Origin of the sequence: Psychrosphaera saromensis (genome assembly GCF_002954545.1) — a bacterium.
Classification (GTDB): domain Bacteria; phylum Pseudomonadota; class Gammaproteobacteria; order Enterobacterales; family Alteromonadaceae; genus Psychrosphaera; species Psychrosphaera saromensis.
Genome location: NZ_MSCH01000005.1, coordinates 1 through 458, shown reverse-complemented (window position 1 = coordinate 458; position 458 = coordinate 1). Strand labels below are relative to the sequence as shown.

The following is a 458-nucleotide window of genomic DNA, read 5'->3' as shown; positions in this document are numbered from 1 at the left end:
TTATATAAGGCATTAAAAATACTAAAAACAATACTATATATAAATATGGGATGCTACCACTGAATAACAGCAATAGGATTAATGCAAGGTGGCAAAACACTGAAACAAAATTATGCCTGTACGTTAGATATGTAAAGGTGAGGAAAGCAATAATATAGAATAAAGGCCAACTCCCTAAATTAGAACCTAGCATAATTGCAGTAACAACTAGTGCAACTGGCGGCACGATAAAAGCCAATAGTGCCACTATAATCGAAACAACTAGAATTCCGCCAGATACAGAATCGGATACTTTGAATAATTTTGAGCAGAGTTTAGACATATTCACTTAGAAACATAACGCCCGCCTAACACGCAATGGTTGGCATGGCTTTTTGCGTTGTTTGCCAAAACCATGACAACATTACATTGTCGGAGTTAAGGCGCTTGTTATGAGTACTACTCTAGCATCATGGAAA

At 36.7% G+C, this 458-nt stretch carries 1 protein-coding gene; it reads right to left on the bottom strand.

Going from position 1 to position 458, the window contains the following annotated elements:
* A partial coding sequence (locus tag BTO11_RS16560; RefSeq protein WP_219846504.1) for a hypothetical protein occupies positions 1 to 328 on the bottom strand: 328 nt, incomplete at its 3' end.
* Between the last annotated feature and the right edge of the window lie 130 nt (positions 329 to 458).